Origin of the sequence: Microvirga pakistanensis, assembly GCF_004458765.1 — a bacterium.
In the GTDB taxonomy this organism is placed as follows: Bacteria; Pseudomonadota; Alphaproteobacteria; order Rhizobiales; family Beijerinckiaceae; genus Microvirga; species Microvirga pakistanensis.
The window spans coordinates 1-223 of the sequence record NZ_SPJX01000074.1 but is presented as its reverse complement, the minus strand read 5'-3'; the positions used below and the strand labels follow the sequence as shown (position 1 = coordinate 223).

Sequence of the window (223 nt, the reverse complement as noted above, 5' to 3'; positions counted from 1 at the left end):
GTGCTCGTCGGGCTGATCGCCATGCGGATCCTGCCCGTCGCGCAATATCCCGAGATCGTGCCGCCCCAGGTGGTGGTCTCCGCCACCTATCCGGGCGCGAGCGCCCAGACCATCGCCGAGACCGTGGCCGCGCCCCTGGAACAGCAGATCAACGGCGTCGAGGACATGATCTACATGCAATCGACCTCGACCGGCTCGGGCACCATGAGCCTGTCGGTCTTCT

1 protein-coding gene is annotated in these 223 nt (G+C 66.4%); it reads left to right on the top strand.

Annotated elements, in window-relative coordinates; all coding sequences use genetic code 11:
* Positions 1 to 223: efflux RND transporter permease subunit (locus tag E4K09_RS02800; RefSeq protein ID WP_134495037.1), on the top strand; the 223-nt coding region annotated here is incomplete at both ends.